The following is a 20876-nucleotide window of genomic DNA, read 5'->3' on the forward strand; positions in this document are numbered from 1 at the left end:
AATGTTCTTTAATACTGCCTCATTGGGGGTCAGCCTTTATGAGGTATCCTTTTTCCCATTTTACTCCATATACCCGCCCTTCATAGGCGATACGGCGTGTTCAGAAAAGATTTTCAGCACACCGGAGGTATATTTGGCCGGTTTCGGCGTCCAGTTTTTCCGGCGCACGGCCAGTATGGCATCCATTTCCTCCGGTGTTTTCTTCTCGCCTCTGACTCCGATAATCCGGAGAATTCTGGCGGGAATATCGATTTCAATTAAGTCATCCTCTTCGATCAGGGCGATCGGTCCGCCCTCCGCGGCTTCGGGGGATACGTGGCCGATGGCCGGTCCCCTGGAAGCGCCGGAGAAACGCCCGTCGGTGATGAGCGCAATGCTCTTCGACAGTTCTTCATCGGAGGAAATAGCCTCAGTGGTGTAGAACATCTCCGGCATACCGCTTCCCTTCGGGCCTTCATAGCGGATGATGACGGCATCTCCCGGCCGTATGGTTTTGTCTAATACGGCGGCGATGGCCTCTTCCTCACAGTCGAACGGTTTTGCCTTTAACACGGCCTGGAACATTTCTTTCGGAACGGCGGAATGCTTCACCTCCGCACCCTCGGGCGCCAGATTGCCGCGAAGGATCGCTATGGTGCCGTTGTCTCCAATGGGATTTTGGAAGCTTCGGATGATGTCGGTGCGTTTTCTTCCGACCTTCGCCAGGTATTCATCACATTTCTCATAGTAACCGTTTTTCTTTAAGTCTTCCAGATTCTCCCCCAGCGTCTTGCCTGTGACGGTTAAAACGTCGAGGTGAAGCATGCTCTTAATCTCCTCCATGATCCTGGGAACACCGCCGGCATAATAGAAATACTGGGCCGGCCATTTGCCTGCGGGGCGGATATCCAGCAGATAGTGGGCGTTCCGGTGCATACGGTCGAAATAGTCCGCGTCGAGTTCATAACCGAACTCATGGGCGGCGGCCGGAATGTGAAGCAGGGAATTGCTGGAACCGGATATGGCGGCATGCACCATGATGGCATTTTCAAAGGATTTCATCGTTACGATATCGGTGGATTTAAGTCCGGCCTCTGCCAGCTTTACCGCCTGTACTCCGGCATCGTAGGCCGCCTTCTTCAAATCTTCACAGGTGGCGGGCATCAGAGCGGTGCCCGGCAGCATGAGACCCAGCGCTTCGGCCATTACCTGCATGGTGGAAGCCGTTCCCATGAAGGAGCAGGCGCCGCAGGAGGGACAGGCGTGCTGCTTGTACCAGGTCAGCTGGTCCTCTGTGATTTCCCCCCTCTGGCATTTGGCACTGTACATTCCGATCTGTTCCAGCGTGAGGAGGTCGGGACCGGCGTCCATGACGCCTCCGGTTACGATGATAGAGGGAATCTTCAGCCTTCCAATCGCCATCAGATGAGCAGGAACCGCCTTGTCACAGCTGGCAATGAAGACGCCTGCGTCAAATGTCGTGGCGTTTGCATGAATTTCGATCATGTTGCAGATGGTGTCCCGGGAAGCGAGAGAGTAGTTGATCCCGTCGTGGCCCTGTGCCATGCCGTCGCAGATATCGGTGGCAAAATACCGTGCTCCCTTGCCTCCGGTGTGACCTATTCCCTTCACGGACTCTTCCACGAGCTCCAATAGATGAGCGCTGCCCGGGTGGCTGTCTCCAAATGTACTTTCTACTATAATCTGAGGCTTCGATAAGTCATCCACTTTCCAGCCCATTCCCATACGCAGCGGATCCATCTCCGGCGCAAGTGCGCGGACCTCCTGACTCTTTAGTTTCATAGCATTTCCTCCTGAATTCTATGTTTTTCCTGGCAAAGGCATAATACGTATGATGTATTTTGTAAAACCAAAATACCATACTCGCAGGACAAAGTCAACAAGGCATTGGAAAAATACAGGATAAACTTGTAAACTTACAGAATTATTAAGAATCGTGGTTCCTCATGAGGCTGAGAGGGATTTCGCGGTTTCCCCTCCGCCAGGGAACCTGGGCCGGAGCGCTTCCCTGGCGGAACGAAAACCCTGAAATCCCGGCTTAAGTTATTGACGAAAGCTGCTTTTCTTCTTTCTCCAGCTGTCGGAAGACTCTCCGGTTATAGATCAGATGCATGTACATGGCACATTTTGCGCCTTCTGCGTCGCGTTCAGCGATGCAGTTTACGATTTCGCGGTGAGTCTCGATGGTTTCCTGACCCAGGGCGCGGTTGGTTACATCGACAAACACGGCGATGGAGGAATTGATGACCGGAATCAGTTTTTCTACTACACTGTTGCCGCTGCAGGAGGCGATCATCGTGTGAAGACGGATATCGGCCTCCATGTGGTCGCGGCCGGATTTGATCAGCTCTTCAATCTGATCGCACTGGAGCTTCATCTCCCCGATCTGTTCCGGCGTCGCGTGATCGGCCGCCATCATGGCGATCTCAGGTTCCAGCATCAGACGTACGCTGACTAAGTCCAGCGCCAGCTTGGTCTTGTCTTTTACAAAGGTAAGTCCCAGCGGATCGTCGGTAATTCCCTGTCTCTCGGAGACGAAAGTGCCGGCGCCGCGCCGGATTTCCAGGATCTGCCGGGATACCAGGATCTTGATGGCCTCGCGAATCGTAGTACGACTGACGTTTATCATCTTGCCGAGTTCGAATTCATTGGGGATCTTAGCCCCTACTTCCAGATTGTTATCTATAATATAGTTTAATATGTAGTCGGCTACCTGCTCTGCCAACGGTTTTCCATTATAAAACTCTAAGCTGCTCACCCATTTTACCTCCTGTTGAATTGAGTTTATTTTAACATAGAACCGGCGTTTTGTCACCTGATGGCCGTTGAAATTGAAGGGTTGAGGGCTTAGAGAACGCCAGATCCATATCTGAAGAAGAGATCATACGTATTTAAAGAAAATATGCACAAAATAGAGTGGGATAATTTGTATAAAAAGTAAAATTATATGAAAATACTTGACATATTTATCCGGTAATGATATTTTATAGAGGCAAAGACATCATACGTATTATGAAAAAAGATAAAATGAAACAGGGAGGTATTTTTATTATGGATTATGTAGCTAATCCGGCGCAGCTGATAACTGCCACACTGGTGGGGTTCGTGGTACTTTTGTTCCTGATTATTAAACTGAAGCTTCATGCGCTTCTGTCGGTTCTCATCGCGGGAGTCATAATCGGAGTTGGAAGCGGTATGCCGTTTTCGCTGGTTACTCAGGCTGTCACGGATGGTATGGGCAACACCTTAAAGGGGATTGCGCTGATCGTCGGACTAGGTTCCATGTTTGGCGGCATCCTGGAAGTCAGCGGCGCGGCGCAGGCGATTGCCGACAAGCTGGTGAAGGTATTTGGTGAAAAGAATTCCGCATTTGCGCTGGGGCTTGCGGGCGTTATCATCGGTATTCCGGTATTCTTTGATCCGGCTTTCATTATTCTTATGCCAATCGTTTATTCCATTGCAAAGAAGACGAACAAATCTTTACTATATTACGTGCTTCCGATGACGGCGGGGCTCGGTATCGGATCAGCGATTCCGCCCACACCGGCTCCCATGCTGATCACGGGAAGCCTTCCTGTGGATCTGGGAACGGTCACGATCCTGGCACTCGTACTCGTAATTCCGAAATATTTGATCAGCTACGCGGTAGCGGTTCCGTTTGCAAAGAAAATGTATGTACCGGTTCCTGAAAATGCCGTTATGGCTCCTGAAAAGAAAGAGGGCACTGCGGGTGGGCCGTCCTTCGGCCTGGTTATCTCCATCGTGCTTCTGCCGATTCTCCTGATTTTAATCAGCGCATCCGCAGGTATGATGACCGCGGAGGGCGCCGGAATGCAGAGATTCCTGGACTTCTGCGTATTTATCGGCCAGCCGTATCTGGCATTAATCATCGCCAATGTGGCCGGAATCATCTTCCTGTGTGTGCGTAAGGGGATTACCATGGAGACGGTGGAGTCCGTTCTTGCAAAATCCCTTCAGCCTGTGGCCATGATTGTCCTGGTTACCTCGGCCGGCGGCGTGCTGCGTTACGTTCTGGATTATTCCGGGATGGGAACCCTGATCGGTAATGCCCTGCAGAATGCCAACCTTTCCATTATCCTTGTAGCCTATATTATTTCTACTCTGATGAGAATCGGCGTGGGCTCCACCACGGTGGCGCTGACTATGACACTGGGAATTGTAGCATCGTTTCCGCAGATTTCCACCTACTCTCCAATGTATCTTGCCTGCATCGGTATGTCCGCCATGTTTGGAGCGACCAGCTTCTCTCATGTCAACGATTCCGGCTTCTGGCTGACAAAGGAGTATATGGGAATTGATTTAAAGACAGCGTTCAAATCCTGGACCCTGTATGGAGGCTTCTGCTCCATCCTGTCATTTATCGTATTGTATGCCATCAGCTTTATCTGGGCATAGACGCAGAAAGAAGGGAGAATACATATGGCACTTTTAAATGTAGATTTTCACTCATACTACCTCGGAATGGATTCACCGCTGACCGTTCTTCTTCCTGAAAAAAGGGGAAGGAAGCCGGAGGCGGCCCCTGATAAAAAGTATCCCGTTCTGTATCTGCTGCACGGCCATGCAGACGACAACACCGCATGGATCAGAAAGAGCGATTTGGAACTGCTGGTCCGGGATCACGATGTCATCGTGGTTATGCCGTCGGCACACAGAAGCTTTTATACAAATGGAAAATACGGGCACCTGTACTTCGATTACATCACAAAGGAGCTTCCTATCGTTGTGAGCAATTTCTTTCCGGCATCCACCAGGAGAGAGGATACGTTTATCGGCGGTCTCTCCATGGGTGGCTACGGAGCCTTAAAGGCGGCGCTGTCCTGCCCGGAGCAGTACGCCGGTGTCGCCGCAATGTCGGCGGCCAACAGCCCCTTCGAGGCCATGAAGGCGGCCGGAACCATGTTCTCGGTCTCCGATTTTATGGATAATGTTTACCACATTTTTGGAGACGAGGAGGAGTATAAGGGATCGAAGGACGATCTGGAGTATCTGGCGAAACAGACAGCCGCATCCACAGTGCCCAAGCCGAAAATCTACCACAGCTGTGGACAACAGGACCCTCTTTACAGTCTGAATGTGGAATTTAAGCAGTTTATGGAAACGAATTGCCCGGACCTGGATTACCATTACTGTGAATGTGAAGGGAACCACAACTGGGGCTTCTGGAATCCACAGCTGAAATGCATACTGGAATATTTCGGACTGATTCCGGCCAGCCAGGAGAAGTCCGGTACGTGAGAGCAGAAAGCCGGGAGCCGGTCCGCAGATATAGTTACACTGCCGAACCGGTCCGCTGCTTTTGACGAATGAGACAGCCCGTGGTACAATCGCAGTATGGAGGGGTGCTATGATACATACAATCGATTTTTTATACGAGGTAAGAAAGTCAAAAGAGCTGGAACGGAGACTACTGGATAATATGAAAAACCGAAAAGAAGCGCACCTGCTGATTGGCGATTTTTCACTGGAATTCGATTTCGACAGACGCATGGTGAATATTTCCTGCATGAATCCACAACACTCCTTTTTCCATAAATGCCCGCCGTTAGACTGGACGTTTGAAGAAATGGAAGAGACTGTGAAGGCGGTTGTGGGGGATAAAAAATAATGAAATGTTTTTTGATGAGAGTATCTGAAATGCTTCGGCCGGATTCGGCGGCGGGCGTTCTGGTACTCTCATTTTTTGATTCATATGGGGCGGCGGCTTATGAAAAAGAAATTCCCCGGGAGGTGCACGTTGTCTTCCTGCATTTCGATGCAAAAGCCCGGACGGCTGTACGATTCTTTACAGACATCTTGGGTTCCAATCGTGATTGTGAAAAAAATGCTAATTTTTTAATAATAGTTATTGTTATTATTTTAACGGTGTGATATAATGAGACCATATTGGAGATACTCTAATTATCTGAAGCATTTTTTAGAACTAAGGTTTTACTTATTAAATCATGAACAGGAGGATATTCACATGAAAGAAACTATTGTAGTAATCGGGGCAAATCATGCGGGAACGGCGGCGCTCAACACAATCCTGGATAATTATAAGGATAAAGAGGTAATCGCCTTTGATTCCAACAGTAACATCAGTTTTCTGGGCTGCGGTATGGCGCTCTGGATCGGCAAACAGATATCGGGACCGGAGGGACTGTTTTACTCGGATAAGGCGGCGTTTGAGGCAAAGGGTGCCAAAATATACATGGAGACTCCGGTGACCTCCGTCGATTATGATAAAAAGATCGTCTATGCGGCCGACCGCGAGGGCAATACGTATGAGCAGCATTTCGACAAGCTGATTTTTGCGACCGGTTCACTCCCGATTCGTCCGGCCATCGAAGGAATGGAGCTGGAAAATGTACAGTTCGTAAAACTATTCCAGAATGCGCAGGACGTGATTGAGCGTTTGAAGGATGAGAGCGTAAAGCGCGTCGCAGTAGTCGGCGCCGGTTATATCGGCGTGGAGCTGGCGGAGGCATTTAAGAGAAACGGCAGGGGAGTGGTGCTGATCGACTGCGCGGAGACGTGTCTGGCCGGATATTATGACAGAGAATTTTCCGATCAGATGGCGGATAATTTAAAGGAGCACGGAGTTACGCTGGCCTTTGGAGAGACTGTGAAAAAGCTGGAAGGTTCCGTTCGCGTGCAGAAGGTAGTCACGGACAAGGGAAGCTACGACGCCGACATGGTGGTGTTTGGAATCGGCTTCAAGCCCAATACTGCACTGGGCGGAGAACAGATCAAGCTGTTTAAAAACGGCGCGTTCCTGACGGATTTATGTCAGGAGACCAGCATTCCGGGCGTCTACGCGGTCGGAGACTGTGCGACTGTTTACAACAACGCGATTCAGGCCACAGACTACATTGCACTGGCGACAAATGCGGTCCGTTCCGGAATTATCGCGGCTCACAATGCCTGCGGTACGAAGCTGGAATCCGTGGGCGTTCAGGGCTCTAACGGCATCAGCATCTGGGGACTTAATATGGTGAGTACGGGAATCAGCCTGGCAAAAGCCGAGAAGCTGGGAATCGAGGCGCTCGCCACGGATTTCGAGGACTGGCAGAGAGCGGAATTTATGGAAAATGGAAACTATAAGGTAAAACTGCGCATCGTCTATGACAAGAACACGAGAGTGATTCTGGGCGCGCAGATCAGCTCGGACTACGATATTTCCATGGTGATCCATCTCTTCTCGATGGCGATCGAGGAGCAGGTGACCATCGATAAGCTGAAACTGTTCGATGCGTTTTTCCTTCCTCACTTTAACAAACCTTACAACTATATCACCATGGCTGCGCTGAGCGCGAAGTAAGAAGGCCGGGAACGGCAACTGGTCCCCCGAATGAATGCAAAAAGTTACCTCCGGTAATTTACAACCGCCATGGCTCGTGTTAAAATCGAAATAGAAGACGGACAATACGAGAAGGAGGATAAGGATACATGAAAAAGGTGGGATTTATCGGAATCGGGATCATGGGGAAATCCATGGTGCGCAACCTGATGAAAGCTGGTTTTGAGGTGGCGGTTTACACGAGAACAAAGGAAAAAGCAGAGGATGTGATCGCTGAGGGCGCTGTCTGGTGCGAGGACGTGAAGACCTGTGCCGCCGGACGTGACGCGGTGATTACCATCGTGGGATATCCGAAGGATGTGGAAGAAGTATATTTTGGGGACGATGGAATCATTGCCAGTGCAGATCCGGGTACATTTCTGATTGATATGACGACGACCAGCCCGAAGCTGGCGGTCAGGATATACGAAGATGCCGCAAAAGCGGGTCTGAAGGCCCTGGATGCACCTGTAACCGGCGGAGACACAGGGGCGAGAGAGGGAACGCTGACGATCCTGGCCGGCGGAGATGAAGCAGACTTTAACGCGTGCATGCCGCTCTTTGAAGCCATGGGAAAGAACATCAAGTACGAGGGAAAAGCGGGCAATGGCCAGCATACGAAGATGTGCAACCAGATTGCCATAGCCGGCGCGATCTCCGGCGTATGCGAGGCTATGGTCTATGCGAAGGCCACCGGACTCGACGTGGGCCAGATGGTGGATTCGATCGGAACGGGAGCGGCGGGCAGCGCACAGCTTAAGACGGTAGCACCGCGTATCCTTGTTGGCGATTTTGATCCCGGCTTCTTTATCCGGCACTTTATCAAGGATATGAAGCTCGCTTCCGAGGAAGCGGAGAACGCAGGGGTTCATCTGGGCGTGCTAGACTATGTGCTTTCCATGTATGAAGATATGGAGGCGCAGGGAAAAGGAAGTCTGGGGACTCAGGCGCTGGTTCAGTATTACCAGTGGTAGAGGAAAATGAAGATATAGCAGAAAATGCGGAGGTCTGCCGGGAACAACCGGCGGACTTCCGCATTTTCCATTACTTATAAGGAAAGAGTTCAGCCTTCGCATACGGCAGCCGTATGCGAAGACTGAACTCTTTCCTTATTCGATTTTTCCGATGCCCGGATAATACCGGAACAGTACTTTTGCAATGATTTTATCACGCTTTACGTATTTATTCTCCCAGCGCCTGGCGTCTGCGGAGAAATTACGGTTATCGCCCATCATAAAGTAGGAATCCTCCGGCACTTCGAAGCGGACCGGCGGTTCCGGGTCCATGGGCTCCCGAATGTAAGGTTCGTCGAGAGGCGTCTCAGATCCGTTTAAATAGACCTTTCCATCGATGATAACAACGGTGTCTCCGGGCAGACCGATAATCCGTTTTACATAGTAAATGGTACCGGTCGGATCATCCGGAAAGTGAAAGATAACGATGTCGCCGCGCTTTGGATCGCCGAATCTGTAAGACAGCCTGGAACCGATGACACGGTCTCCGGTCATGATTGTATTTTCCATGGAGCCGCTTGGAACCTTGCTGTTTGCGATGATGAAGTTGTTCAGAACAAAGGCGATGACGGCCGCCGCAATAATAATTTTAATCCAGCTTATGATCTCGGCCTTCCAGTCAAATGCCTCGCTCTTCTCCAGTCTGTTATCTTCCTTTTTCATAGAGACCTTCTTTTCTATCCATATATTTTGTCCATAAGAGAGTTTAAATGAGTTTCCGGGATTCCGCAAGGGGTTTTCTTAAATGGTAAGAAAATATTCACAAACATTCCACGAAATGTCCATAAAAATATGGTACCGTTATTTTAAACAATCCGCTGTGTGGGGCATGGCGGAATACTTCGGGGGGAAGACGTATGGGAGAGATTATTCAGCAAAAGAGCATGAACAGCGGTGCAGAGGAGAATCCTGCACAAATGGACGCGGGAGTCAGAGCGGCGGAGAATGAGAGCGCAGTAATAGCGCCATCAGGACGGGGGGAGAGGAAGAAGCGGGAGATCCGGCTGCTTCTGGCATCCGGCGTCCTGTTTGCGTTATCACTGCTTTTTCAGCTTCTGGCCCGTCTTGTGCCAGGATTTGGAGAATGGTATGCAGTAACCGTTTATCCGGTTATTGTGGGAACACTGGGACGAATATCCGGGATTTTTCCATTTTCCGTAGTAGAGTCAGCCGTTTATTTCCTTATCGCAGCAGCGGTCTGGTATACGATCACTCATATCAGGCGGATTAAAATGGTTCTTGTGAGGGCGCTGCTTCTGCTGACGGGGATTTTTTTCCTGTTTACATTTAACTGTGGTGTCAATTATTATAGAAAACCGTTTTCCAGCTACTCCGGTCTGGAAGTCAGAAAGTCTTCAAAGGACGATCTTACAGAACTTTGCGCCGTGCTGACAAAGACTGTGAATCAGTACTGTGAAGACGGCGTCGGAGCGGCCATGGATATGAAGGATGCCAACCGGGAAGGCGTAGCGGCCATGAGGCGGCTGGGAGAACAGTATCCCCAGCTTGCAGGCTACTATCCCAGGCCGAAGCCGCTGGCGTGGTCGTATTTCTTCTCGGTTCAGCAGCTGTGCGGCCAGTATTCGCCCTTTACCGTGGAGGCGAATTACAACAGGGAGATGCCGGATTACAACATTCCCCACACGATCTGCCATGAACTGTCCCATCTGCGGGGATTTATGAGGGAGGACGAGGCGAATTTTATCGGCTATCTGGCCTGCATTGGTTCCGATTCTCCATCCTACCGTTACAGCGGATACTTAACCGGATGGGTCTATGCGACCAACGCCTTGGCGAAGACCGATATGGATGCGTATCTGGAGCTGTGCGGCGCTCTGGACGAGCGGGCCTGGGTGGATCTGAGAGGAAATAATGAATTCTGGGCAAGATATGACGGGAAGGCTGCGGAGGTGTCCAACCAGCTGAATGATACGTATTTAAAAATAAACAGTCAGGCGGATGGTGTGAAGAGCTATGGCCGGGTTGTTGATTTAATGCTGGCCTATGCCAGGAAACAGGCGGATTCCCTGGCTGGAGAAGAATAGGAAAACATGTAGATTTCGGAGGCTTTCTGTCGGAAAAATACGGAAAGTGCTGTGGGATTCTATTGTAAAATATGCATATGAATGCTAAAATAGACTCAGTCGAAAACCCCGCCGCAGTCAGCGGGGATATCAAAAGTGCAGCGCCGTGAGCGGTGGGTTTTCCGACCCTCGCGGCAGTCGCCGGACGGACCCGCAAGCGCGCCGTCCGGCTCGTTGCTCGCGGGAATAAACAGGGACCAGGAGGATATTGTATGGACAAAAAGTTGTATGATTTGATGGATTGGGCCGGGATTGAAGAGATTGTATATTCAGAAGCGGCGGACCCCCACAAGCTGCTGGGACCGCATATCACAGACGACGGGCTGCTGATTTCCGCATTCATACCGACGGCAGTCATGGTGACGGTCAGACTTGCCTCCTCGGGAAAGGAATTCCCGATGGAACTGGCAGATGAGGCGGGCTATTTCGCAGCGCTGATTCCGAGAAAGAATATTCCGGAGTACAGCCTGCTTGTGGTTTATGATAATGGCACGTCGGAGGAACTTTACGATCCGTATGCATTTTCACCGCTGTATACAGATTCGGACTTAAAGAAGTTTGAAGCGGGTGTTCATTATACAATCTATGAGAAGATGGGCGCACACCCGATGAGCGTGAATGGTGTAGAGGGTGTCTATTTTTCCGTGTGGGCGCCGTGCGCTATGCGCGTCAGTGTTGTCGGAGATTTTAATTTATGGGATGGAAGACGTCATCAGATGAGACGCCTGGGCGATTCCGGGATTTTTGAATTGTTTATACCAGGTCTGGCATCGGGATTGATTTATAAATATGAGATTAAGAACAGCCGTGGGGAGCCGCAGTTAAAGGCGGATCCGTATGGTAATTTCTGCGAGCTGCGTCCGAACACGGCTTCTGTCGTATGGGATACGGGCCGCTATGAGTGGCAGGACAACGCATGGATGAAAAAACGCGCGAAGATGGATTCTAAAAATCAGGCCATGTCCATTTATGAGATCCATCTTGGATCATGGATTCGGAAAGAGACGGAGCGTAATGAAAACGGGAACGATATCATCGGTTCTGAATTTTATAATTACCGCGAGATAGCGGTAAAACTGGCGGAGTATGTGAAGATGATGGGTTACACCCATGTCGAGCTGCTTCCGGTTATGGAGCATCCGCTGGACGCATCCTGGGGCTATCAGGTGACCGGGTATTACGCGCCGACCAGCCGGTATGGAACACCTGATGATTTTATGTATTTTATGGATTATATGCATGGGCAGGGCATCGGCGTGATTCTCGACTGGGTTCCGGCACATTTTCCGAGGGACAGCTTTGGACTGGCTAATTTTGACGGGACATGCGTATATGAACATAAGGACCCGAGACAGGGCGCTCATCCGCATTGGGGCACTCTGATTTATAATTATGGCCGTCCGGGAGTATCCAACTTCCTGATTGCCAATGCACTGTTCTGGGCGGACAAGTACCACGCGGATGGAATCCGTATGGATGCTGTGGCTTCCATGCTGTACCTGGATTATGGTAAAAATCCAGGGGAGTGGGTTCCTAATATTTACGGCGGTCATGAGAACCTGGAGGCCGTGGAATTCTTAAAGCATTTAAATTCTGTATTTAAAGGAAGGGCAGACGGAGCTGTTCTGATCGCTGAGGAGTCGACCGCATGGCCGGAGATCACCGGTGATATCAAGGAAGGCGCCCTGGGCTTCGACTATAAATGGAACATGGGCTGGATGAATGATTTTACGGGATACATGCAGTGCGATCCCTTTTTCAGAAAGCACCATTATGGAGAATTGACCTTCAGCATGCTTTACGCATACAGCGAAGATTTTATTCTTGTATTCTCGCACGATGAGGTGGTCCACGGAAAGGGATCCATGATCGGTAAGATGCCGGGGGAAGAACTGGAGACCAAGGCTGCGAACCTGCGTGCCGCATACGGTTTCATGATGAGCCATCCGGGCAAGAAGCTTCTGTTTATGGGCCAGGAGTTTGCGCAGGTTCATGAATGGAATGAGAATGCGGAGCTGGATTGGGGGATTACGGAACAACCGGTTCACAAACAGATGCAGGAGTATGTGAAGTCCTTAAATGAGATTTATGTAAACTATCCGGCGCTGTACCAGATGGATTATGAACCCGAAGGCTTTGAGTGGGTGAATTGTACGGATTCGGAAGAAAGCATTGTGGTATTTTTACGAAAGACGAAAAAGAAGGAGGAGACACTTCTGATTGTCTGCAACTTCGATACGGTACTTCATGAAAAATTCAGGATTGGTGTTCCGTTTGCCGGAAAATATAAAGAGATCTCCAACAGTGACGCGGAAAGCTATGGCGGCGAAGGCCGCATCAATCCGCGTGTGAAGAGCTCGAAAAAGGCAGAGAAGGACGAGAGGCCGGATTCCATCGAGATTACGGTGGCCCCGCTTTCCGTGATGATCTTTACCTGCACACCGGTGGAAGAAAAAACGGTTAAGAAAGCTGCCGGAGTGAAGACAGCGGCTGCAAAGACCGCCGGAGTAAAGGCGGCTGGAACAAAAGCAGCTGTAAAGAAGACAACGGTTAAAAAAACTGCTGTAACAAAAGCGGCAGATAAGAAGGCTGCGGCGGAAAAGATCGAGGACAAGAAGCCGGAGACAAAGAAGATTGCGGATAAGAAGGTCACGGTAGAAAAGATCGAGGACAAGAAGCCGGAGACAAAGAAGATCGCGGATAAGAAGGTCACGGTAGAAAAGATCGAGGACAAGAAACCGGAGACAAAGAAAATCGCGGATAAGAAGGTCACGGCGGAAAAGATTGAGGACAAGAAGCCGGAGACAAAGAAGATCGCGGATAAGAAGGTCACGGTGGAAAAGATCGAGGACAAGAAGCCGGAGACAAAGAAGATCGCGGATAAGAAGGTCATGGTGGAAAAGATAGAAGATAAGAAGCCTGTGGCCAAGAAAATCACGGATAAAAAGAATGAGAAAAAATAGAGGATTAGTAGTCTGAAAGTTGATTGGAGAGATATAAGGATATGATCACTGGCAGTTCAAGCGCGAGCGTTCCGGAAGAATCTCTGGCAGCCCTGCAGCAGGAGGTCCAGCAGAATTTAGAGCAGCTGAAGCCCAACGTTATGCTGGAGACGATGAAAGGCTGGATTCCGGGACTGATCGCATTTGGAATCAAGCTGCTGATTGCACTGGCGATCTTTGCCGTTGGTTCCAGAGTTATTAAAGTTATTTACCACATGCTGAACCGTTCTTTTACAAGGATGGATATGGAGATCAGTTTAAGGAAGTTTTTGCTGTCCGTGCTGAATGCGACCATGTACTGTCTGTTGGGATTCATCATTGCCGGGCAGATTGGTGTGAATTCAGCTTCCATTGTGGCTTTGCTGGGATCGGCCAGTATCGCCGTAGGCCTTGCTGTCCAGGGAAGCCTGGCAAACTTTGCCGGCGGGGTATTGATCCTGATGATGAAACCATTCCGGGTAGGTGACTATATTGTCTCCAAAGACGGAGAGGGAACGGTGCATACCATTGGTCTTGTCTATACGGTATTGAATACGGTTGACAACAAGCAGGTTGTAATTCCCAACGGAACGCTGTCCAACTCGCCATTAACCAATGTAACAGCCATGGACAAACGGCGTGTTGATATTAAGATTGGCATTGGTTACAGCTCGGATCTGAAACGGGCCAAGGAGATACTGGAGCAAATTTATGTAAACCACCCCTCCATCTTAAAAGAGGAGTCCATCGATATCTACGTGGACGATCTGGGGGCCAGTTCTGTCACCATCGGCGGCCGCGGATGGGTTGCCACGGAGGATTACTGGTCTACAAGATGGAATATGATGGAGCAGATTAAGCTTCGGTTTGATGAAGCGGGGATCGAGATTCCGTTTAATCAGCTTGATGTGCATATAAGAAGCGGAAATACGGAGACACAGAATCGCTAAATGCAGGGCCGGCTGATTAAATAATGCTGCAGGGAGGCTTAAGCTTCCTGTATCTGCCTGACACACTGCTCATTACAAAAATAACCGGGAGCGGCGTACACAAAATGCATGTGTTCGCCGTTCCCGATCATTTTTATGGAGAGTATCCGGAGAGCTGAACTGTCAGACTATGTGCGGTAAGCGGTGATCAAACGATTGCTTTTTCCGGTGCTCTTTGCTATACTCGAAGCAGTATATCTTATAAATAAAAATATTACAGATACTGTCCGGATTGGGAATTCCGGCGAAGGAGTACGGATGATGAAACGGGCATCAGTCGTGAAAGGGTTCGGGCTTTGGGCTGCGGTGAGCCTGATGATAATGGTAATGTCACTGCTTTGTATCACCTCTGCGGCGGCAGAGAGTCAGCCGCGTGTGCTTCGTGTAGCATTTTGCGAAGCAAAAGGAATTTCAGAGAAAGATCCGGATGGCAGCCGTCATGGCCTTGTGGTGGATTACCTCAATGAAATAGCCAAATACACTGGCTGGGAATATGAGTATTTCGATACAACTCCGGATGACATGCTCAAAGGGGTTGCCGCAGGTGAGTTTGACCTGATGGGCGGCAATTATTATCTTCCCGGCCTGGAAGAGTATTATGATTATCCTGATTACAACATTGGATACAGCAAGACGGTTATTTTTGCACGTGAAGACGATGATTCTGTACAGAACTATAATCTCAGGTCGCTCAATGGAAAAACCATTGGAGTGTATGACCGTGCCGTTGAAAATATCCGCCGGTTAAAACAATACCTGTCCATGAACGATCTGGACTGCACACTGAAGTATTATACCTTTGAACAGCTGGTGGATGGGAATCTTTATCCATATTTAAAGGATGGCGAGGTAGATTTACTGCTGGGTAACAGCGTGGAAGCAAAGCAGGGTGTCCGTGCGGTAGTCTCGTTTGATTCACAGCCTTACTATATTGTGACCAAAGCAGGAAATCAGGAGATTCTGGATGGACTGAATATGGCCATGGCGAAAATCGCAGACTCGAATCCAGATTTTGCGGCGGACCGCTATGCTACCAATTTTTTAAACGAGTCAACAGTTGATATTCGTCTGTCAGAGGAGGAAAAGGACTATATCCGGCAAAAGGGCAGCGTAACTGTAGCCATGCCGCGTAATTTTCATCCGTTGGCCTGCGAAACTCCGGATGATATGCATGACGGATTATCCTATGACATTTTACAGGAGGCCGCAGAGTTTACCGGGCTGGAATTTCATTATGTTCCAGCAGCCTCTTATATTGAGGCGCTGGATCTGGTGCGCCGGGGAGATGCGGATATGCTCGGATTTTATCTGGGAGGTGAGTCGGATTCCCTGGAGCAGAAAATGGTGCTCACCGCGCCGTTTGCCAGTTTGAACAGTATAATCGTGCGCAATAAGGCGTCCAGCTATCCGGGCAGCGAGCTTGTGGGCGCGGTGATCGAGGGGAGGGAACTGCCGAAGACTATCCGGGCAGCGGAAGTGAAGCGTTACCACAACATTAACGACGCTTTAAAAGCAGTGAACCGGGGAGATGCAGATTTTGTATACGGTCTGGCCACCTATATGGAGTATGAAATACAGAAGAGCCACTTTGCCAACGTTCTTCCAGTAACGCTGGTCAATGACCGCATGGATGTCAGCTTTGCTATGGCGAGACCGACGGATCCGGAGCTGCTGTCCATTATGAATAAGGCCATCAACAGTATATCTGCTGACAGGAGAGAGGAACTGCTGGATCAGAACATGGTTTCTGTGGGGACGGGCAGGCTTTCCATGACGGAGCTCATCTATGCAAATCCCCTGATGTTTGTGGGGATTTTAACGGCAGTCCTTTTAATTATAGTTACTGTGGTTCTGTGGATCAACCGGGTGCGGGTGAAGGCTGCGGTTATGCAGAGCGATTTGAAAAAGGCAGAGGCGGAGAGCCGTGCCAGGGGAGAATTCCTTTCCCACATGAGCCATGAACTGAGAACTCCGATCAACGCTGTGGTAGGACTGGCGGATCTGGCCGGAATGACAGAAGGAGTGCCGGATAATGTCCGGGATATGCTTGTGAAGCTTCGGGCTTCTGCCCACTATCTGCTGGATCTGATTAATGATATTCTGGACATGAGCCGTCTGGACAGCGAGAAGCTGACCATTGCCAGCGAGCCGTTCTCGCTGGAACGTATGCTTGATGAGCTGCAGACAATGATGGAGATGGACGCAAGGAGACGCGGCCTGACTTATCGGATCGAAGCAAATATTTCTCACGGGGGAGTTATTGGTGATGTCATTCGCCTTCGGCAGGTTTTAACGAATCTGCTTTCGAATGCGTTTAAGTTTACCCCGGAAGGCGGCACCGTGATTCTCCGGGTGACGGAGATGCCAGATGCGGATGAGAAGACGAGCTTTGAGGCGGCAGACTATGAGTTCCAGGTGATTGATACTGGAGTGGGAATTGATCAGAAAGATCAGACCCGCATTTTTGAAACCTTTGAACAGGTGGGGACGAATTACTCCAAGAGCCAGGGAACTGGTCTTGGCCTTCCGATCAGTCACAGCATTGTGCGGCTGATGGGCGGAGAACTGAGGGTAAAGAGCGAATCGGGCCATGGCAGCGAGTTTTATTTTACACTTACACTGCCCGCAGGGGCCCCTTCCGGTGCCGGGGAGAATATAAATCAGATGCCTGTCGGAGAAGAACTATTAAAGGAAATCAGGATTCTGCTTGCAGAAGACAATGATTTAAACGCTGAGATCGCCATCCAGCTTCTGGAACTGAAGGGCGCAGTGGTCAGCCGGAGCGAAAACGGCAGGCTGGCGGCGGAGAGATTTGCCGAGAGCGCACCGGGGGAATTCCAGGTGATTCTCATGGATATTCAGATGCCGGAGATGAACGGTCTGGAGGCTACGCGAGCCATACGGGCCATGGACAGGCCGGATGCGGCATCCATTCCTATCATAGCCATGACGGCAAATGTATTTAAGGAGGATGTAGATGCGGCCATGGAGGCTGGAATGAGTGCATTTGAAGGCAAACCGCTGGATGTGGAACACCTTTACCTGAAGATCTGCCGGCTGCTGGGGCTTGACACAGGATGTCCCAGGGAAGAATAGTGTGATGCGTTTAAAACAGAAAAACCCGTTTTGGAACAGTGGATTCCAAAGCGGGTTTTTTAACGATAGTTTGGAGGAGCACCGTCTTTGCTTTGAGGGCTTTCTTTTCTATTGAGAGGGAAGCCCGTTTTCTTTCTGCATCTTTCTGTAGAAGAACAGCAGGTGGTTCATGTGAGCCGTGCTTCTCTGGAATCCGCCGTTTCGGTTTCTGGCTGTCCAGAGAGCATAATGATTCTTCAGTATTTCATCCAGATCATCAAAGAGAATGGCCATTTCCCGGGAAAATGCCTGTGGGTCGTCCCTGAGAACCGTCATGGTGTAATAAAGATGGAGCCCGTGGCGGACCATGCGAAGGCCGCCAGCCATCTCTGCACGGATCAGCCCGGCATCGGCGCAGGTCAGGGATACATCGGAAATTTCAGCTTCCACCCGATCCAGATACTCTTTTATGGCGGCAAAGTCAATGCGGATGGCCGGTTCCCTCGGCGGAATGGAGTTTGTTCGCGCGATGTTGGCGGAAAGCGTCAGAAGCCGTTCCATCTTTGCATCAAATTCCTCAATGGATTCGAAGGTGTATTTGCTTGACATGACTGCAAAGGCCAGTGTGGTGTTGTACAGCGGCGCCTGTTCCAGATGGTAGTAGTTGCCCAGATCCCAGGCGGTCTGGAACGCGTTTTCTGTCGGGCTTTCATAGATAAAGCGGTTGCAGAACCAGGCAGTTAAATCGGAATCGCTTTCCGGACCGCTCCAGGAGCAGGCCGCAGTATACGCAAATCCGGGATAGCTAACACTTAAGTACTGCCAGTGGCCTAAATCACCCCAGTCAGTCGTGATAATGCCGCGTCCGCCGTATCGGACCGCGCAGGAAGCAGCATCCCGGATATTCTTCGCCATATTATCAGAACGTCCTGTTAAGGATCCCCAGGAACTGGTACCAGGGCAGAGACAGTAATTTAAACCGGTTTTCTGCATCAGCCTGGCGTGGTCTTCAAAATGAGCGTCGCCTTCATAGATCCAGTCCAGCAGGGTGGCGTCTTTTGGAAAACGTGATACACAGTCAGGGTGGTGCAGAATCTCATCGCCCCACATAAGCATCTTTTTGCCGTGGGAGGTGCAGTAATCATGGAGCTTTTCCACATACTGGAAGTACAGGTTCAAGCGGCCTTCCTTCCCGGCGGTCTCCTTATTCTTTCCCATGCCCAGTTCGAAGGGCTCATCCATGTTGACGTTGATGAAGCTGGAGACGGAAGCCTCCATCAGTGTACCCAGCAGCGTTTCAGCCAGTTCGAAGCTTCGGCCGTCACGGACATCCAGAGTCATCGGGGGCCGCCAGAAAAGATTTTCAAAGATGTAACCATCTTCGCATTCCGCCAGGCCGCGAAACTGCGGCTTTTCCAGCCATTTTTCCATGTGCCCCAGAACGTTCTGGTTGGGGACAAGATCGATAAAATGCGCTTTGGCATACAGGGAAAGTTCCCGGAACTCTGCCGCCGTTACCGGCGTCTCGTTGGTAAAGAGGTAGTGAAAATCCTCGTAATCGAAACTGAATCCCTCCATATACAATTGAAGATGGTTGATCCTCATGGAGGAGAATAAGTCAATCAGCCCTTTCAGTGTCTTCATGGAGGGGATTTTGTCGCGGCCGATATCCAGCATAATGCCTCGAACCGAAAGGGCTGGTTCGTCTGTAATCTCCGCACAGGGAAGCGTGCCGTGTGTCTGAGTGGACAGCTGAACCAGAACATTCAGCGCGTAGAAGAAACCGGCGCCGTCGCTGCAGGCAATCCGTATGCCGGAGGGGGTGATGCTGATCTGGAAGCCCTCCGGTGTACACGAAATATACTCAGCTGTCAGCGCGATTCCTTCCGGTGAAAAACCACCTGGAAATGCAGCGGCAAGAAGCAGGGAGGGATCGAAACCGGCAGCCCGGCAGGAGTCTGCAATCTCAGGCGCTGTAGTGACACTGCCGTAACTGATGGCGGAAAGCATAGTTTGATGAAACGTGCATTGTTTCGGTGATGGAAAAATTCGGTACATGATAAATACCTCCTAACATTTATCTAGTTGAGAGACAGAAAGCGGCAGTGGAAACCAGTTTACGGAAAAAAGAGGGGAAGATGACTCTCTGCCATAGAGAGAGGCCGGAGAAAACAAAAGGTCTACCGCTTCCACGTCGGTTAAGCAGAGATCCGGGGCGTCGTCACATGGTTCAGCGGTAATTTTGCCGGAAGAGACTGCTATGGCAAGTGTGGATCTGTCACCGATTTTCAGCGTGAGGCGGCCATCGGTTAATGGCTCTTTTTCCGACTTGATGGAAAGGAAGAAGTGGATCGCATCACTGTAGTTGAAGATACGGTAATTATCTTCTTCTTGTACCGAAAAACGTTCATAGAAACCGGATACTCCCCGGATTCGTTCTGAATCGTAGGGAGAAACTGCGAGTGTAAATGATTCACAGCCATGGAGCGCAGACCAGGCCTTCAGAGCAGAGAAGAGCAGCGTCTCATCCTCCAGAACCAGTTCATAGACATGATCCTCAGTACCGCAGATATAACCGGCTGCTGTTCCTTCCTGTTCCACGGCATATAACTGGCTGCCCCAGCTGGAACAGATGTCAAAGAAATCCTGGTCAGAACGGACTGTATGGACAGGAAGCGCGGAATACATGCGGCAGAATTCACCGATCTGCATGGTATTCCCGGCCTCGGCCAGGCGCAGCGTGAGGGGAATATCAGGATAACGGGAGGCGCAGTGGCGGAAGTTATCCCCATTGAATCGGTATTGCAGAGAATGACCGCCGGGCTCGTAGCCGTAATACTGATAGCGGTGGCGCCTTCCGGCCAGAATGCTCAGGGTAATGCCCTGTTGCTCCATATCTTCCACAGCCATGGCCATGAGCTGCTTCATGTAGCCCTTTCCGCGGCTGTAAGGATGAACCGAGACACTGCCTACAGTGGCGCAGGTGATGGTGTGCCCGTCATGCTTCAGGGTGATGGGGAGCACACAGACGACGGCCTTTATCTTACCGTCTTCTTTTGCCAGATAGTGGCACCACTCGGTAGGCCGGCTCTCGCCATAAAGTTTGGGTAAGAGGGTACGGAAGTTGTGAGGGGCCTGATGCATGCTGAATACCATGTTGATAAAGTCCAGAATCTCCGGAAGCTCTCCCGGCTGGCCCTTGCAATAGAAGGTCATGAGGCAAATCTCCTTTCTGTTTTAAAATGCATTCTGAAAATCTATAACGCTGTGCCACAGAATGCCATAGCAGCCAGGCTGCTGTTATCGGGAAACACCAAAAGAAAATATTCCTAAAAGTATGAAAAAAGCATAAAAACAGATTAAAATTTAGATATCATCCATGTTAGCACAAT

15 protein-coding genes are annotated in these 20876 nt (G+C 50.2%); 10 read left to right on the forward strand and 5 right to left on the reverse strand.

The annotated features are described in order from the left end of the window. Window positions 1-60: 60 nt before the first annotated feature. Window positions 61-1782: a dihydroxy-acid dehydratase gene (gene ilvD, locus DFR60_RS04300; protein ID WP_110321806.1), complete on the reverse strand. Its 1722-nt coding sequence runs from the start codon at window positions 1780-1782 to the stop codon at window positions 61-63. Window positions 1783-2038: 256 nt separating this feature from the next. Continuing rightward, window positions 2039-2758, reverse strand: coding sequence for a FadR/GntR family transcriptional regulator (locus tag DFR60_RS04305; RefSeq protein WP_110321807.1), 720 nt, complete (start codon window positions 2756-2758; stop codon window positions 2039-2041). Window positions 2759-3051: 293 nt separating this feature from the next. On the opposite strand from DFR60_RS04305, the gene DFR60_RS04310 reads away from it, so the two are divergent. The 6 genes from DFR60_RS04310 (at window position 3052) to DFR60_RS04335 (ending at window position 8316) form a co-directional block, all read left to right on the forward strand. After that, the gene (locus DFR60_RS04310) at window positions 3052-4416 is read left to right on the forward strand and encodes a GntP family permease (protein WP_002604880.1); all 1365 of its coding nucleotides are present in this window, start codon (window positions 3052-3054) and stop codon (window positions 4414-4416) included. A 24-nt stretch (window positions 4417-4440) separates the two neighbouring features. After that, a complete protein-coding gene (locus DFR60_RS04315; protein ID WP_110321809.1) occupies window positions 4441-5259 on the forward strand; it encodes an alpha/beta hydrolase in 819 nt (272 codons plus the stop codon). Between the two features lie 109 nt (window positions 5260-5368). After that, window positions 5369-5629 (forward strand): hypothetical protein, encoded by a 261-nt coding sequence (locus tag DFR60_RS04320; protein WP_110321810.1) that lies wholly within the window; start codon window positions 5369-5371, stop codon window positions 5627-5629. Further along, complete coding sequence (locus tag DFR60_RS04325; RefSeq protein WP_110321811.1) at window positions 5629-5892, forward strand: hypothetical protein; 264 nt, start codon at window positions 5629-5631, stop codon at window positions 5890-5892. Before DFR60_RS04320 ends, DFR60_RS04325 begins: the two co-directional genes overlap by 1 nt. 94 nt (window positions 5893-5986) lie before the next feature. Beyond that, on the forward strand, window positions 5987-7324 hold the full coding sequence (nox, locus tag DFR60_RS04330; RefSeq protein ID WP_110321812.1) for a H2O-forming NADH oxidase: 1338 nt from the start codon (window positions 5987-5989) through the stop codon (window positions 7322-7324). Between the two features lie 128 nt (window positions 7325-7452). Further along, the gene (locus DFR60_RS04335) at window positions 7453-8316 is read left to right on the forward strand and encodes an NAD(P)-dependent oxidoreductase (protein ID WP_110321813.1); all 864 of its coding nucleotides are present in this window, start codon (window positions 7453-7455) and stop codon (window positions 8314-8316) included. Window positions 8317-8451: 135 nt separating this feature from the next. Here the strand turns inward: DFR60_RS04335 and lepB are convergent, their stop codons facing one another. After that, window positions 8452-9018, reverse strand: coding sequence for a signal peptidase I (gene lepB / locus DFR60_RS04340; protein ID WP_110321814.1), 567 nt, complete (start codon window positions 9016-9018; stop codon window positions 8452-8454). Between the two features lie 194 nt (window positions 9019-9212). Between lepB and DFR60_RS04345 the strand changes: the two genes are divergently transcribed. The 4 genes from DFR60_RS04345 (at window position 9213) to DFR60_RS04360 (ending at window position 17505) form a co-directional block, all read left to right on the forward strand. After that, window positions 9213-10400, forward strand: coding sequence for a DUF3810 domain-containing protein (locus DFR60_RS04345; protein WP_110321815.1), 1188 nt, complete (start codon window positions 9213-9215; stop codon window positions 10398-10400). A 251-nt stretch (window positions 10401-10651) separates the two neighbouring features. Continuing rightward, window positions 10652-13402 carry a 1,4-alpha-glucan branching protein GlgB gene (gene glgB / locus DFR60_RS04350; RefSeq protein WP_243004973.1) on the forward strand — a complete coding sequence of 917 codons (2751 nt, stop codon included), beginning with the start codon at window positions 10652-10654 and terminating at the stop codon, window positions 13400-13402. Window positions 13403-13443: 41 nt separating this feature from the next. After that, complete coding sequence (locus tag DFR60_RS04355; protein WP_110321816.1) at window positions 13444-14370, forward strand: mechanosensitive ion channel family protein; 927 nt, start codon at window positions 13444-13446, stop codon at window positions 14368-14370. Between the two features lie 297 nt (window positions 14371-14667). Then, window positions 14668-17505, forward strand: coding sequence for an ATP-binding protein (locus DFR60_RS04360; RefSeq protein WP_110322059.1), 2838 nt, complete (start codon window positions 14668-14670; stop codon window positions 17503-17505). Between the two features lie 108 nt (window positions 17506-17613). Here the strand turns inward: DFR60_RS04360 and DFR60_RS04365 are convergent, their stop codons facing one another. Both DFR60_RS04365 and DFR60_RS04370 read right to left on the reverse strand, forming a co-directional pair. Continuing rightward, the gene (locus DFR60_RS04365; RefSeq protein ID WP_110321817.1) at window positions 17614-19542 is read right to left on the reverse strand and encodes a family 20 glycosylhydrolase; all 1929 of its coding nucleotides are present in this window, start codon (window positions 19540-19542) and stop codon (window positions 17614-17616) included. A 12-nt stretch (window positions 19543-19554) separates the two neighbouring features. Then, the gene (locus DFR60_RS04370) at window positions 19555-20700 is read right to left on the reverse strand and encodes a GNAT family N-acetyltransferase (protein WP_110321818.1); all 1146 of its coding nucleotides are present in this window, start codon (window positions 20698-20700) and stop codon (window positions 19555-19557) included. Between the last annotated feature and the right edge of the window lie 176 nt (window positions 20701-20876).

It is taken from the genome of Hungatella effluvii (genome assembly GCF_003201875.1).
Taxonomy (GTDB): domain Bacteria; phylum Bacillota; class Clostridia; order Lachnospirales; family Lachnospiraceae; genus Hungatella; species Hungatella effluvii.

Excerpts from the sequence above, each read along its gene's own strand:
- DFR60_RS04335 (WP_110321813.1), top strand. The coding sequence starts at position 7,453 with ATGAAAAAGGTGGGATTTATCGGAATCGGGATCATGGGGAAATCCATG.
- DFR60_RS04315 (WP_110321809.1), top strand. The coding sequence starts at position 4,441 with ATGGCACTTTTAAATGTAGATTTTCACTCATACTACCTCGGAATGGAT.
- DFR60_RS04345 (WP_110321815.1), top strand. The coding sequence starts at position 9,213 with ATGGGAGAGATTATTCAGCAAAAGAGCATGAACAGCGGTGCAGAGGAG.
- DFR60_RS04310 (WP_002604880.1), top strand. The coding sequence starts at position 3,052 with ATGGATTATGTAGCTAATCCGGCGCAGCTGATAACTGCCACACTGGTG.
- DFR60_RS04325 (WP_110321811.1), top strand. The coding sequence starts at position 5,629 with ATGAAATGTTTTTTGATGAGAGTATCTGAAATGCTTCGGCCGGATTCG.
- glgB (WP_243004973.1), top strand. The coding sequence starts at position 10,652 with ATGGACAAAAAGTTGTATGATTTGATGGATTGGGCCGGGATTGAAGAG.
- nox (WP_110321812.1), top strand. The coding sequence starts at position 5,987 with ATGAAAGAAACTATTGTAGTAATCGGGGCAAATCATGCGGGAACGGCG.
- ilvD (WP_110321806.1), bottom strand. The coding sequence starts at position 1,782 with ATGAAACTAAAGAGTCAGGAGGTCCGCGCACTTGCGCCGGAGATGGAT.
- DFR60_RS04370 (WP_110321818.1), bottom strand. The coding sequence starts at position 20,700 with ATGACCTTCTATTGCAAGGGCCAGCCGGGAGAGCTTCCGGAGATTCTG.
- DFR60_RS04365 (WP_110321817.1), bottom strand. The coding sequence starts at position 19,542 with ATGTACCGAATTTTTCCATCACCGAAACAATGCACGTTTCATCAAACT.
- DFR60_RS04320 (WP_110321810.1), top strand. The coding sequence starts at position 5,369 with ATGATACATACAATCGATTTTTTATACGAGGTAAGAAAGTCAAAAGAG.
- DFR60_RS04360 (WP_110322059.1), top strand. The coding sequence starts at position 14,668 with ATGATGAAACGGGCATCAGTCGTGAAAGGGTTCGGGCTTTGGGCTGCG.
- DFR60_RS04355 (WP_110321816.1), top strand. The coding sequence starts at position 13,444 with ATGATCACTGGCAGTTCAAGCGCGAGCGTTCCGGAAGAATCTCTGGCA.
- lepB (WP_110321814.1), bottom strand. The coding sequence starts at position 9,018 with ATGAAAAAGGAAGATAACAGACTGGAGAAGAGCGAGGCATTTGACTGG.